Here is a 13685-nt window from a genome sequence, read left to right as displayed (position 1 = left end):
CCGTAGCAAGCTTCTGCCAAGCCCGGCCTTCAAGCCGGGCTTATGGCATTTGCGGAAAACGCTTGATGCTTCACCGTCAACGTCGCGCATGCGATCGAGACGACCTGCTTTACCACGTCAGACCTGGCTCTTTTGCCAGCGGTGCACGTCTCTTCTGACGAGCCTTCCAAGGCTACTGACGAGCACACCCCTGATTCCTCTAACGACGATCAGCCCAAGGCACCTGCTTGCGTGCCCGCCTGATGATCCGAGGCCCGACCGGCCGTTACCGGACTCAGCGCAACATATTCAAACAGTCGAAAACTGATTAGTTATTAACGTCAGTGGATTATCGGCAGATACACTTCCCGACAGCGATGATGCAGACGACCCGGTCGAGCCACCGTTTTACCGTGCCTCAAGACCTAGAGTCGGTTACGCCTGCTGATTTCGGGTCCATATTTCGCGCAGTGATGATGAGAACGCCATGGCCGGGCTGATTCCCCAGAGCTTTATTGACGACCTCCTGAACCGCACCGACATCGTCGATGTGGTCAGCTCTCGCCTGCAAATGAAAAAAGCCGGCAAGAACTACACGGCCTGCTGCCCGTTCCATAAGGAAAAGACCCCCTCCTTCAGTGTCAGCCCCGACAAACAGTTTTATTACTGCTTCGGCTGTGGCGCTGGTGGCAATGCCCTCGGTTTCATCATGGACCACGACAACCTGGATTTTCCCCAGGCTGTCGAAGAACTGGCCAAAGCCGCCGGCATGGAAATTCCCCGCGAGGAAAGCGGTCGAGCGCACAAACCGCGCCAACCGACCGACTCGCCGCTCTATCCGCTACTGACCGCGGCGGCCGATTTTTATCGCCAGGCCCTCAAAAGTCATCCTGCCCGCAAAGCGGCAGTGGATTATCTCAAGGGCCGCGGCCTGACCGGAGAAATCGCCCGGGACTTCGGCCTAGGCTTTGCCCCGCCCGGCTGGGACAATCTTTACAAGCATTTAAGCAGCGACACCTTGCAGCAGCGCGCCATGATCGACGCCGGCCTGCTGATAGAAAATGCCGAAACCGGCAAGCGCTACGACCGCTTCCGCGACCGGGTAATGTTCCCGATCCGTGACACCCGCGGGCGGATCATCGCGTTTGGCGGCAGGGTCCTGGGCGACGACAAACCCAAGTACCTGAACTCCCCGGAAACCCCGGTATTCCATAAAGGACAGGAACTCTACGGGCTGTACGAAGCACGCAAGAACAACCGCAACCTCGACGAAATCATCGTCGTCGAAGGCTACATGGACGTGATCGCCCTGGCCCAGCAAGGTCTGCGCAATGCCGTTGCGACCTTAGGCACCGCCACCAGCGAAGAGCACATGAAGCGCCTGTTTCGCGTCGTGCCCAGCGTGTTGTTCTGCTTCGACGGCGACCAGGCTGGCCGCAATGCCGCCTGGCGAGCACTCGAAGCCACGTTGCCATGCCTGCAGGATGGGCGGCGAGCGCGCTTTCTGTTTTTACCCGAGGGCGAAGACCCGGACACCTTGGTGCGCTCCGAAGGAACCGATGCATTCCGTGCGCGGATCAACCAGCACGCGCAACCGCTGGCCGATTATTTTTTCCAGCAGTTGACCGAAGAAGCCGATCCACGGTCCCTCGAAGGCAAGGCTCATATGGCCACCCTCGCGGCACCGCTGATCGACAAGGTACCCGGCGCCAACCTGCGCACACTGATGCGCCAGCGCCTGACCGAAATCACCGGCCTGAACAGCGAAGCGGTCAATCAGCTGGTTCACAGCGCCCCCCAGGAAGCGCCGCCGGCTTACGACCCGGGCATCGATTACGACGCGATGCCGGATTTCGCCGACTATCATCAACCTCAGCAGGACTATGCGCCGCAGCAGGAATGGACGCCGAAAAAACCCGGCAGCGGCGGCAAGAAATGGGACAAAAAACCCTGGGACAAAAACGGTAAGCGCGGCGATCGCGACCAGCCACGTGCCCCGCGCGTGCCGGCCGCCGTCGAACCACCAACACTGGCCGCCCTGCGGACTTTGCTGCACCACCCGCAACTGGCTGGAAAAGTCGAGGACGCGGGGCACTTCGCCGCCGAGGACCACAGCAATACGCAATTGCTAATCGCACTCCTTGAAGCCGTGCAGAAGAACCCCAAGCTAAACTCTTTCCAGTTGATCGCCCGGTGGCACGGCACTGAACAAGGACGCCTGTTGAAGGCCCTGGCCGAGAAGGAATGGCTGATTGATGGAGACAACCTTGAACAACAGTTTTTCGACACCATTACTAGCTTGTCCGCCCGCCAACGCGAGCGAAATCTGGAACAACTTCTGCGAAAAGCTCGCCAGAGCGAGTTGACCAGCGAAGAGAAAAACCAATTGCGCGACTTACTCAGCCGCAATGTTTGCGCATCAAACCCGACCTCAACTGGCGCGTGAGGTCACAGCTCAGGTATAATCCTCGGCTTGTTTTTTGCCCGCCAAGACCTTCAGTGGATAGGGTGTTATGTCCGGAAAAGCGCAACAGCAGTCTCGTATCAAAGAGTTGATCCTATTGGGTCGTGAGCAGGGCTACCTGACTTACGCGGAGGTCAACGACCACCTGCCGGAGGATATTTCAGATCCGGAACAGGTGGAAGACATCATCCGCATGATCAACGACATGGGGATCAACGTATTCGAGGTTGCTCCAGATAAGGATGCCCTTATGCTGGCCGACGCCGATACCGACGAGGCGGCCGCTGAAGAAGCGGCTGCAGCGTTGGCAGCGGTCGAGACCGACATTGGTCGCACCACCGATCCCGTGCGCATGTACATGCGTGAAATGGGCACGGTAGAGCTCCTCACGCGTGAAGGCGAAATCGAAATCGCCAAGCGTATTGAAGAAGGCATCCGCGAAGTGATGGGCGCAATCGCGCACTTCCCTGGCACGGTTGACCATATTCTCTCCGAGTACACCCGCGTCACCACCGAAGGTGGCCGCCTGTCCGACGTCCTGAGCGGTTACATCGACCCGGACGACGGTATCGCGCCGCCTGCAGCCGAAGTGCCGCCGCCGATCGACGCGAAAGCCGCCAAGGCTGACGACGACACCGATGACGACGACGCTGAAGCCAGCGACGACGAAGAAGAAGCCGAAAGCGGTCCGGATCCGGTCATCGCTGCACAGCGTTTCGGCGCGGTGTCCGACCAGATGGAGATCACCCGCAAGGCGCTGAAGAAGCACGGCCGCAGCAATAAGCAGGCGATTGCCGAGCTGTTGGCACTGGCCGAGCTGTTCATGCCGATCAAACTGGTGCCAAAGCAGTTCGAAGGCCTGGTAGAGCGTGTTCGTGGCGCCCTGGATCGTCTGCGTCAGCAAGAGCGCGCGATCATGCAACTTTGCGTGCGTGATGCCCGCATGCCACGTGCCGATTTCCTGCGTCAGTTCCCTGGTCACGAAGTCGACGAAAGCTGGACTGATGCCCTGGCCAAAGGCAAAAGCAAATACGCCGAAGCGATTGCCCGCCTGCAACCGGACATTATTCGTTGCCAGCAGAAGCTGACCACGCTGGAGGCCGAAACCGGCCTGACCGTCGCCGAGATCAAGGACATCAACCGTCGCATGTCGATCGGTGAGGCCAAAGCCCGCCGCGCGAAGAAAGAGATGGTCGAAGCGAACTTGCGTCTGGTGATTTCCATCGCCAAGAAGTACACCAACCGCGGCCTGCAATTCCTCGATCTGATCCAGGAAGGCAACATCGGTCTGATGAAGGCGGTGGACAAGTTCGAATACCGTCGTGGCTACAAGTTCTCGACTTATGCCACCTGGTGGATCCGTCAGGCGATCACTCGCTCGATTGCCGACCAGGCCCGCACCATCCGTATTCCGGTGCACATGATCGAGACCATCAACAAGCTCAACCGCATTTCCCGGCAGATGTTGCAGGAAATGGGTCGTGAACCGACGCCGGAAGAGCTGGGCGAACGCATGGAAATGCCTGAGGACAAGATCCGCAAGGTATTGAAGATCGCCAAAGAGCCGATCTCCATGGAAACCCCGATCGGTGATGACGAAGACTCCCACCTGGGTGACTTCATCGAAGACTCCACCATGCAGTCGCCGATCGATGTCGCCACCGTTGAGAGCCTCAAGGAAGCGACTCGCGAAGTACTTTCCGGCCTTACTGCCCGTGAAGCCAAGGTACTGCGCATGCGTTTCGGCATCGACATGAATACCGATCACACCCTTGAGGAAGTCGGTAAGCAGTTTGACGTGACCCGTGAGCGGATTCGTCAGATCGAAGCCAAAGCCTTGCGCAAATTGCGCCATCCGACGCGAAGCGAACATCTGCGCTCCTTCCTCGACGAGTGACGTTAAAAACCCCCGGCCCTGCCGGGGGTTTTGTTATGTGCAGATAAAATCCCCTCCTTGCGCGCCCCCGCCCTATTGCCCGTCTACACTCGAAACATCCTCCCCAAGCCATGACGAGACCGTGATGCCCAGACTGACGGCCGTGATTTTGCTGTCATTGATGACCTGGACCGCAACGGCTGGCGCGCTGACGCTTACAGACGAAGAGCGCCGCTGGCTCAAGGACCACCCCGACTTGCGCCTGGGTGTAGACGCCTCCTGGCCGCCGTTCGAGTTTCGTGACGATCAAGGGCGATATCAGGGCCTGGCCGCCGACTACGTGGATGTTATCCGCGAGCGGCTGGCTGTCACACTCACGCCCATCGAGCCTGTCAGTTGGACCATGGTGCTGGAACAAGTCGCACAGGGCAAAATCGATCTGTTGCCGGGCATCATGTCCACCCCAGAACGTCAGAGTTACCTGGCCTTCACCCGCCCATATCTCGACTTCCCGATAGTCATCCTGGCCCATCACGGCGGTGCCGAACCTCATAATCTTGAGGATCTGTACGGGTTGAAAATCGCCGTGGTGGAAAACTATGCCCCCCACGAACTGCTGCGCAACCACCATCCCGACCTGAATCTGATGGCGCTGCCCAATGTCAGTTCAGCTCTGCAGGCCCTGGCAACTGACAAAGTGGATGCCGTGGTGGGCGACCTGGCTTCCAGTGTCTGGAGCCTGCGCCAGCTCAAGCTCGACGGCCTCTATGTCAGCGGAGAAACGCCCTATCGCTATCAACTGGCAATGGGCGTCCCACGAGAAAACAAGATACTGGTGGGGATCCTGGACAAGGTGATAGCGGACATGACCCCAGTCCAGATCAGCGAAATCCAGGAAAAATGGGTCGGCAATGTCCGAGATTATCGAAGGTTCTGGTCAGATCTGCTGCTTTACGGCTTGCCTGCGCTGTTCCTATTGAGCGGTGTCCTCGCGGCGGTGATTCGCATCAATCGTCGCCTCAGCTCAGAGATCGCGCGACGAGTCGATCTGGAACAAGAACTGCGCAGCAGCGAATACCACTATCGCGGGCTGGTGGAGAGCCTTTCAGCAATTGCCTGGGAGGCAAGGGTCAGCGATTTTACCTACAGCTATGTATCGCCCCACGCCGAAGAACTGCTCGGTTACCCCCTCGCCCACTGGCTGATTCCAGGGTTCTGGCGCAACATTATTCATCCTGCCGACCTGATCCGCGCCCAGACCTATTGCGATCATGAAGTGCTGGCGGGCCGAGACCATTGCATTGATTACCGCGTGATCACCGCTGACGGCCGCTGCCTGTGGGTACGCGATATCGTCAGCCTGATCGAGCACGGCCACGAGCCGGTGATGCGCGGGTTGATGATCGACATCAGTGAAGCCAAACGCACCGAAGAAGCGCTGCGTCTATCGGAGCAGAAGTTCGCTTCGGTATTCCGCCAGTGTCCGGACATCCTGGTGATTGCGCGCCTGCTGGACGGTTGCCTGTTGGAGGTCAACAAAGCCTTCGAAGAACAAATTGGTCTGAGCGCCGCAGAGGTGGTAGGCCAGACCGCGACCGAACTGAACATCTGGGGCAATCAGAACGTGGGGCCGGGGCTGCTGCAAAGATTGCAGGCCGGCAGTATCCGTAATCTGGAAATGACTTTCCGCCGCAGTAACGGCCAGGTGTTCACTGGGCTGATCTCCGCCGAACCCTTCGACCTGGACACCACCCCAGCCTTGGTCGTGGTGGTCCGTGACATCAGCCAGCTCAAGGAAACCCAGCAGCAATTGCAAACCTCCGAAGAGAAGTTCGCCAAGGCTTTTCACGCCTCGCCCGACGGCCTGCTGCTGTCCCGACAAAGTGACGGCCTGCTGATTGAGGTCAACGAAGGCTTCAGCCGCATTACCGGTTTCAACAGCGCCCTGTCGGTGGACCGCTCCACCCTGGACCTGGGCATCTGGGTCAACCTCAACGAGCGCAAACAGATGCTCGACCTGCTGCAACGAGACGGTTATGTCAGGGATTTCAGGTGCCATATCCGCCGCAACGACGGGCAGGTACGGCTTTGTGAGGTATCCAGTCGGCCCCTCCCCATCGGCAACGAGGACTGCATGCTGACCATCGCCCGGGACATCACCGAACGCCACCTGATGCAGGAAAAGCTGCAACAGGCCGCAACGGTATTCGAGAGCACCGCCGAAGGCGTGTTGATCACCGATACGCAACAACACATCAGCGCGGTAAACCGTGCCTTCAGCGAAATCACCGGCTATAGCGAAACCGAAGCCCTGGGCCATACCCCGCGGCTGTTGGCTTCCGGCCTGCATGACAGCGCGTTTTACGCCGCGATGTGGCATCAGTTGACAGCCGATGGCCACTGGCAGGGGGAGATTTCCAATCGGCGTAAAAACGGCGAGCTGTATCCCAGTTGGCTGACCATCAGTGCGGTGCGTAATCGGGATCGGGAGATCACCCATTTCGTTGCGGTCTTTGCCGATATTTCCAGCCTCAAACACGCCCAGGCCCGACTTGACTACCAGGCGCACCACGACCCGCTCACCGGCCTGCCGAATCGTACATTGTTCGAAAGCCGCTTACTGATGGCTCTCAACAGCCAGCAGGAAAATGGAGGCCAGGGTGCGGTGCTATTTCTGGACCTGGATCGCTTCAAGCACATCAATGACAGCCTGGGGCACCCGGTGGGGGATCTGCTGCTCAAGGGCATCGCCGTGCGTCTGCGTGAGCAGTTGCGCGATATCGACACCGTGGCGCGCCTGGGTGGAGACGAATTCATCATCTTGCTGCCAGGCCTGCAACAACCCAGCGATGCCGAGTACATCGCCCAGAAGCTGTTGAATTGCTTTGCCGCGCCGTTCCAGGCCGGCGAGCATGAATTCTTCATCAGCGCCAGCATCGGCACCAGCCTGTACCCGCAAGATGGCTGCGACGTTGCCACCCTGGTCAAGAATGCCGATGCGGCGATGTACCGCTCCAAAGCCAAGGGTCGCAACCGGGTGGAAAGCTACACCCGCGACCTCACCGCCCAGGCCAGTGAGCGGGTGGCTCTGGAACACGAGTTGCGACGAGCCATAGAACGCAACGAGTTGTCGCTGTCTTACCAACCAAAATTCAGCCTCGCCGACAACCAGCTGGTGGGCGCCGAGGCGCTGATACGCTGGACCCATCCCACGTTTGGCGACGTGCCGCCGGAACATTTCATCCCCTTGGCGGAAGAAAACGGCATGATCCTGCAAATTGGCGACTGGGTACTGGAATGTGCCTGCCGGCAACTGTCCGAATGGAACGATACCTATGAAAGTCTCGGCCCACTGTCGGTCAATCTTGCCGGAGCCCAACTGCGCCAACCCAACCTGCTGGGACGTATCGAACAACTGCTGCGTGAGCACCGTCTCAAGCCCGGCTTATTGCAACTGGAAATTACTGAAAACTTCATCATGAGCCAGGCCGAAGAGGCGCTGGCGGTGCTGCACCAACTGAAAAAACTCGGCGTGCAACTGGCGATCGACGACTTCGGCACCGGCTATTCCTCCCTGAGCTATCTCAAACGCTTGCCACTGGATTTTCTCAAGATCGACCAGTCCTTCGTCCGCGGCCTGCCCGATGACCCCCACGACGTGGCCATCGTGCGGGCAATCATCGCCCTGGGCCGCAGCATGCAATTCACCATCATCGCCGAAGGCGTCGAAACCCTGGCCCAGCAGCAATTCCTGGCTGAAGAAGGGTGCGAACAGATCCAGGGCTACATCGTCAGCCTGCCCCTGTGCGCCGAAGAGTTCGCCGCAACGTTTCTTCGTATGACCGTATCGGATTTTTCGGATAGCACAGCCGAGAAACCGTCGTTATAATCCGCGACCTACTGAGGGCCTATAGCTCAGTTGGTTAGAGCAGAGGACTCATAATCCTTTGGTCCACGGTTCGAGTCCGTGTGGGCCCACCATCTTGAAAGCCGCGCATTGCGCGGCTTTCGTCGTTTCTGAGCGGCAAGACTGGGCGCCGTTGCCAGAGCTGGTAGCCAAGTTGCTTCGGGATGAGGGCATCATCCATGTCATATATCCGCAACCAGCTATATTGAATGTCACCTATACCGGGCACTCAGAAAAATAGCAGTAGCACTCATGTGAACAGATATTTGAAAACCCTGAGACTGATTGCGCATAACTATCAGGGCCCAAACTTACCGCTCTGTAGTACAGTTGCGCCCGCCAGGGCCCGGCCACTGCCAGCGATAAAGGCCGGTGCTGCCCTCGAACAACTCGACGGTGCCATGTTGCGGGTTTTCGGATCGGGAACGATCGGCGGCATCGAAACGTCCGAAGACGAGAAATCGGATGTAAAACCAGGCATAAAACTGATCGCGGGACGCTCAAGAAAGTCGTTCCGCCGATAATAAGAAATATAGGAGAAACAGATGGAATTCCTGCAAACGCTGTTTGGGTATGTCGACAGCCTCACGTGGGGGTGGTCGCTCATACCCATTCTCGTAGTCTTCGGAGTGTTCATCACGATTATGTCGGGTTTCGTCCAGTTCGAATTCTTCGGCCGGATGTTCCGCGTACTCTCAGGGAAGAACCAGAACAGCGACCCCAACAACCTCAGCGCACGCCAAGCGCTGCTCGTATCGGTGGGCGGCCGCGTGGGCGGCGGAAACATTGCCGGCGTAGCCGTCGCGATCACACTCGGTGGGCCCGGAGCGGTTTTCTGGATGTGGTGCATCGCGCTCATCGGCATGGCAACCAGTCTCGTCGAATGTACGCTTGCCCAGATTTATAAGCGCACTGACGGTGAACACTCCTTCCGTGGCGGCCCAGCCGACTATATCCGGCATGGCCTCGGGTCGAACTACAACTGGCTTGCGATAGTTTATGCAATCTGTCTGCTGGCGGCCTTCGGCCTTGGCTTCAATGCCTTCCAAGGCAACACTGTTGCCGGCGCGATGCAGGATTCGTTCGGGATCAGCCGCTTTGTGACCGGAGCGCTACTGGTCCTTGTTACCGGGTTCGTGATCTTTGGTGGCATCAAGCGCATCGCCAAGGCGGCCGACGTCGTGGTACCCGTCATGGCGCTGGGTTACCTGGCGCTTGCCCTGATCGTCATCGTGATGAACATCGGTGAAATTCCGGCGCTCTTCGTACGCATCGTCTCGAGCGCCTTCGGCTATGAAGAAGCCATCGCCGGTGGCATGGGGGCTGCGATCGCGCAAGGCTTGCGCCGCGGGCTGTTCTCAAACGAGGCGGGGCTTGGTTCGGCACCGAACGTCGCAGCCACTGCGCTGGTCCATCACCCGGTCAGCCAGGGCATCACCCAATCGTTCTCGGTTTTCATCGACACGATCGTGATTTGCTCGTGCACGGCGTTCATCATCCTGCTGGGTGATGTCTACGTTGCCGGCGCAACGGGTATCGACGGTGTCGTGCTGACACAGCAGTCACTGGCCAGCCATTTTGGTGAGTGGTCGCGCTACGCGTTGAGTCTGGCGATCCTGCTCTTCGCCTTCTCGTCCATCATCTATAACGTTTATCTGGGTGAGAACGCACTGGCGGCCATCACCCAATCCAAACCCGCCCTGCTGGTGCTGCGCGTGTTGATCCTGGGCTTGATTTTCCTCGGCGCCGCCGCCCCGAACGCCACCTCGGTCTTCTTCTTCTCAGACCCGATGATGGGCATTCTGGCACTTGTGAACCTGATTGCGATTCTGATGTTGTTCCCTACTGCAATACGGGTGATCAACGACTTCCGCGCGCAGTTGAAAGCCGGTGTGGCAAGGCCGGTCTTCGATCCGGCAAAATTCCCCGACCTCGATCTCGACCGCAAGGCATGGGATACGAATCGCTGGAAATGATCCTGACCCGGTCGCAGCCTGGATTGGGCTGCGGCCACCTCTGAAACGGGCTGATGCCCGCATCGTCAAATCTGCTGATACTGCCGCCATGAGCAAAGTCATGGTGGCAGGCATTTCCCGACCGCATCCCAATGGAGTCGGTGGCAAAGGCATGTAACATGCCTACCACCGATATCCACGCCGGAGCCCATCTTGTCTGACAGCCGCCCTCCCGTCCTCGACGAAATCGACCGCCAACTGATTGCCGCCCTGCAAATCAATGCCCGGGAAAGCGTCGCCATGCTCGCCCGACAATTGGGCATCGCCCGCACCACCGTGACTTCGCGGCTGGCACGGCTCGAGAAGGCCAAGGTGATTACCGGGTACGGCGTGCGTCTGGGACAGCGGGTGATTGACGGCGGGTTGCAGGCTTATGTCGGCATCAAGGTTCAACCGCGCTCCGGCAAGGAAGTGCTACGGCGCTTGAGTGCGATGGCCCAGGTCCAGCAACTGTGCGCGGTCAGCGGCGAATTCGACTATGTGGCCTGGCTGCGCACGGACTCGCCGGAGCAGCTGGATCAGTTACTGGACCAGATTGGCAGTGTGGAGGGGGTGGAGAAAACCACCACTTCGATCATCCTCAGCAGCAAGATCGACCGGGGGCAGCCGGTCTGAGCGTGCGACTTAACGTGCTCACGATGGCATCGGACCATGACCGACATGCCGCTATCGCGAGCCGGTGCGCTCCCACAGAGAATGCGGGTTACTGTGTTTGATGGGAGAAATTTTCTATCCTGACCTGCCCATCAGGGAAAGTTGCGATAATTTCCAATTCCCCCCCCATAGCACGAATGTAATTACGCAATGTGCTGATGTACATGTCGGTGCGACGCTCCATCTTCGACACCGCTGCCTGATTGATATGCAGCGTCCTGGCCAGAGCCTCCTGGCTCAACTCCTGCGCCTGACGCAACTCGTGAAGCGGCATTTCTGCCCTCAGTTTCTGATACAGAGCCTGCGTACGAGCCTGGGCGTCAGGCGAACGACGCGCTACTAAATCTGCAAACTTCTTAGCCATTGTCACAGCCCTCATTCTTCAAGACTTCCAAATGCTCGTCATAAAGACGCTCAGCCAACGGTACGTGCTCCTGATACCAGCGATCCTGGCCCGTTTTGTCCCCGCCGATCAGCAGAATGGCGCAGCGGCGCGGATCAAATGCATACAGCACACGATAAGGTCTGCCTGCATGTTGCACCCGTAACTCCCGAAGGTGGCCATGGCGCGAACCTTTGATATCGCTGGTGTGAGGAAAACCCAAATGTGGCCCGGCATCACCAAGCAACATCACCGATACCTGCACAGCGTCCTGCTCAGACTCACTGAGACGGTTCCACCACCTCTCAAATTCATCGGTGTACTCAACATCCCATCTCATTCCAATATGCCACCCAAGTTATATAACCTCAAGGGAATAACCTTAGGTGCTTCAGACGCTGCCTGGCCAGCTTGATCCCCCGGGCAATTGTTAAATGGGGTTTCTGTGAGAGTTCGATGTGGATCGACAGCATGAATGGTCTGAAAGAGACCATCACTTCGAAACTTATCTAATGTGAAAACGGGCTTGCTCGCGACCAGAAGGTTCACAGGGCGCAGCTTCGTCATTACGACTAACCCACGCATCAAAATGACTCATAACAATCCAGAACGACGACACATTGCGTCTTATTAACGTGTTTCGCCCTCTCTAGAATGGCTGGCATCTTTCCTATACTCAGACGCGCACGCCGCGTCGAGTCGCCCAATCAAGGTCCGCCATGAACAAGCACAATCGCCACCCAGCAGACGGCAAGAAGCCCATCACCATTTTCGGGCCGGACTTTCCTTTCGCTTTTGACGACTGGATCGAACATCCGGCCGGCCTGGGCAGTATTCCCGCTCACAACCATGGGGCGGAAGTCGCGGTTGTCGGTGCCGGGATCGCCGGCCTGGTGGCGGCCTACGAGTTGATGAAGCTGGGCCTCAAGCCAGTGGTCTACGAAGCGTCGAAAATGGGTGGGCGCCTGCGCTCACAAGCGTTCAACGGCGCCGAGGGTATTATTGCCGAACTGGGGGGCATGCGGTTTCCGGTGTCGTCCACGGCGTTCTATCACTACGTCGACAAACTGGGCCTGGAGACCAAACCGTTTCCCAACCCTTTGACCCCGGCCTCGGGCAGTACGGTCATCGACCTGGAAGGCCAGACCTACTACGCACAGAAGATGGCCGACCTGCCGGCATTGTTCCAGGAAGTGGCCGACGCCTGGGCGGATGCGCTGGAGGACGGTTCGCGCTTCGGCGATATCCAGCAAGCGATTCGCGACCGCGACGTGCCACGCCTCAAGGAACTGTGGAACACCCTGGTCCCCCTGTGGGACGACCGCACTTTCTACGACTTCGTCGCCACGTCCAAGGCGTTTGCCAAACTCTCGTTCCAACACCGTGAAGTGTTCGGCCAGGTTGGTTTCGGCACCGGCGGCTGGGATTCGGACTTTCCCAACTCGATGCTGGAAATCTTTCGCGTGGTGATGACCAATTGCGACGATCACCAGCACCTGGTGGTCGGCGGCGTCGAGCAGGTGCCCCATGGCATCTGGAAACATGTGCCGGAGCGCTGCGCGCATTGGCCAGAAGGTACCAGCCTCAATTCGTTGCACCTTGGCGCCCCCCGCAGCGGTGTGAAGCGCATCGCCCGTGCCGACGATGGTCGCTTCAGCGTAACGGACGTGTGGGACAACACCCGCGAATATGCAGCGGTGCTGGTCACCTGCCAAAGCTGGCTGCTGACCACTCAGATCGAATGCGAAGAGGCGCTGTTCTCGCAAAAGATGTGGATGGCCCTGGACCGCACCCGCTACATGCAATCGTCGAAGACTTTCGTAATGGTCGACCGACCGTTCTGGAAGGACAAGGATCCGGAAACCGGCCGCGATCTGATGAGCATGACCCTCACCGATCGCCTCACCCGTGGCACCTATCTGTTCGACAATGGCGATGACAAGCCGGGGGTCATTTGCCTGTCGTACTCGTGGATGAGCGATGCGCTGAAAATGCTCCCCCATCCGGTGGAAAAGCGCGTGAAGCTGGCCCTCGATGCCTTGAAGAAGATCTATCCCAAGGTGGACATCGCCGCACGGATCATCGGTGATCCGATCACCGTATCCTGGGAAGCCGACCCGCATTTCCTCGGCGCTTTCAAGGGTGCCCTGCCCGGCCACTATCGCTACAACCAGCGCATGTACGCACACTTCATGCAGGACGACATGCCGGCCGAACAGCGAGGGATCTTTATCGCCGGCGATGACGTCTCATGGACACCCGCCTGGGTTGAGGGCGCGGTACAGACCTCGCTCAATGCCGTGTGGGGGATCATGAAGCACTTCGGTGGTGAAACTCACCCCGAGAACCCGGGTCCAGGTGATGTGTTCGACGAAATCGGTCCGATCGCCCTGCCCGAATAAAAGGAG

At 58.5% G+C, this 13685-nt stretch carries 8 protein-coding genes and 1 tRNA gene; 7 read left to right on the top strand and 2 right to left on the bottom strand.

The window, feature by feature from the left end; translation table 11 throughout:
- Positions 1-466 precede the first annotated feature (466 nt).
- From dnaG to MA884_RS13895, 6 genes are all read left to right on the top strand, one after another.
- The gene (gene dnaG / locus MA884_RS13920; protein ID WP_256231069.1) at positions 467-2425 is read left to right on the top strand and encodes a DNA primase; all 1959 of its coding nucleotides are present in this window, start codon (positions 467-469) and stop codon (positions 2423-2425) included.
- A 67-nt stretch (positions 2426-2492) separates the two neighbouring features.
- Entirely contained in the window at positions 2493-4340 is a 1848-nt protein-coding gene (gene rpoD / locus MA884_RS13915; RefSeq protein WP_256231068.1) for an RNA polymerase sigma factor RpoD, read from the top strand.
- A gap of 124 nt (positions 4341-4464) precedes the next feature.
- Complete coding sequence (locus tag MA884_RS13910; RefSeq protein ID WP_256231067.1) at positions 4465-8208, top strand: bifunctional diguanylate cyclase/phosphodiesterase; 3744 nt, start codon at positions 4465-4467, stop codon at positions 8206-8208.
- Positions 8209-8223: 15 nt separating this feature from the next.
- A tRNA-Ile gene (locus MA884_RS13905) sits at positions 8224-8300 on the top strand.
- A 471-nt stretch (positions 8301-8771) separates the two neighbouring features.
- Positions 8772-10202, top strand: coding sequence for a sodium:alanine symporter family protein (locus MA884_RS13900; RefSeq protein WP_256231066.1), 1431 nt, complete (start codon positions 8772-8774; stop codon positions 10200-10202).
- Between the two features lie 192 nt (positions 10203-10394).
- A complete protein-coding gene (locus MA884_RS13895) occupies positions 10395-10856 on the top strand; it encodes an Lrp/AsnC family transcriptional regulator (RefSeq protein WP_256231065.1) in 462 nt (153 codons plus the stop codon).
- Between the two features lie 88 nt (positions 10857-10944).
- On the opposite strand, the gene MA884_RS13890 is transcribed toward MA884_RS13895, so the two are convergent.
- A complete protein-coding gene (locus tag MA884_RS13890; RefSeq protein ID WP_256231064.1) occupies positions 10945-11259 on the bottom strand; it encodes an XRE family transcriptional regulator in 315 nt (104 codons plus the stop codon).
- A complete protein-coding gene (locus tag MA884_RS13885; RefSeq protein ID WP_256231063.1) occupies positions 11252-11617 on the bottom strand; it encodes a type II toxin-antitoxin system RelE/ParE family toxin in 366 nt (121 codons plus the stop codon). Before MA884_RS13885 ends, MA884_RS13890 begins: the two co-directional genes overlap by 8 nt.
- Positions 11618-11996: 379 nt before the next feature.
- Between MA884_RS13885 and MA884_RS13880 the strand changes: the two genes are divergently transcribed.
- Positions 11997-13679 carry an NAD(P)/FAD-dependent oxidoreductase gene (locus MA884_RS13880; protein ID WP_256231062.1) on the top strand — a complete coding sequence of 561 codons (1683 nt, stop codon included), beginning with the start codon at positions 11997-11999 and terminating at the stop codon, positions 13677-13679.
- Positions 13680-13685 lie beyond the last annotated feature (6 nt).

This window comes from Pseudomonas sp. Q11 (assembly GCF_024494355.1).
Taxonomy (GTDB): domain Bacteria; phylum Pseudomonadota; class Gammaproteobacteria; order Pseudomonadales; family Pseudomonadaceae; genus Aquipseudomonas; species Aquipseudomonas hefeiensis.
Note: the sequence above shows the minus strand (reverse complement) of the source record. Positions and strands in the feature narration are given on the sequence as shown.

Bases quoted from the DNA above. Each gene is read 5' to 3' on its own strand.
- MA884_RS13890 (WP_256231064.1), bottom strand. From the start codon at position 11,259: ATGGCTAAGAAGTTTGCAGATTTAGTAGCGCGTCGTTCGCCTGACGCC.
- rpoD (WP_256231068.1), top strand. From the start codon at position 2,493: ATGTCCGGAAAAGCGCAACAGCAGTCTCGTATCAAAGAGTTGATCCTA.
- MA884_RS13900 (WP_256231066.1), top strand. From the start codon at position 8,772: ATGGAATTCCTGCAAACGCTGTTTGGGTATGTCGACAGCCTCACGTGG.
- MA884_RS13910 (WP_256231067.1), top strand. From the start codon at position 4,465: ATGCCCAGACTGACGGCCGTGATTTTGCTGTCATTGATGACCTGGACC.
- MA884_RS13885 (WP_256231063.1), bottom strand. From the start codon at position 11,617: ATGAGATGGGATGTTGAGTACACCGATGAATTTGAGAGGTGGTGGAAC.
- MA884_RS13880 (WP_256231062.1), top strand. From the start codon at position 11,997: ATGAACAAGCACAATCGCCACCCAGCAGACGGCAAGAAGCCCATCACC.
- dnaG (WP_256231069.1), top strand. From the start codon at position 467: ATGGCCGGGCTGATTCCCCAGAGCTTTATTGACGACCTCCTGAACCGC.